The sequence below is a fragment of the Pseudoalteromonas sp. AWM4_233 genome, assembly GCF_056158285.1.
The window spans coordinates 2,216-2,570 of record NZ_JBSWSZ010000030.1 but is presented as its reverse complement, the minus strand read 5'-3'; the positions used below and the strand labels follow the sequence as shown (position 1 = coordinate 2,570).

Below are 355 nucleotides of genomic sequence, written 5' to 3'. Positions count from 1 at the left end.
AAGGTTAACGACGGTTAGATTCACCTCTTACACAGCACCTATCAGTGTCGATTGCAAATGCATCAGAGCCTGTTACTTCAAAGCTTTCAAGGTTGTCATCTTGGTCCATAACAGAAAGCTTACCGACAATAGTGCCAATTGCTACATTTTCACTCACTTCAAATGCTTGATCAGCAGCAATCATTGGTGTTTTCTCTGCAACTGTATCCACCGCATTTTGAACACTGATATAAATTGACGCTTCTTCTGATACGTTACCAGCAACATCAATAGCAACCACTTTCAGTTCAACTTCAGAGGTGCTGTGTAAGAGGTGAATCTAACCGTCGTTAACCTTAGCAATACGTATGTTACG

The 355-nt window shown here is 41.1% G+C and carries 1 protein-coding gene; it reads right to left on the bottom strand.

From position 1 onward, the window contains the following. Positions 1 to 4 precede the first annotated feature (4 nt). The gene (locus ACXAC4_RS18940) at positions 5 to 280 is read right to left on the bottom strand and encodes a hypothetical protein (protein ID WP_475164652.1); all 276 of its coding nucleotides are present in this window, start codon (positions 278 to 280) and stop codon (positions 5 to 7) included. Positions 281 to 355: the final 75 nt, after the last annotated feature.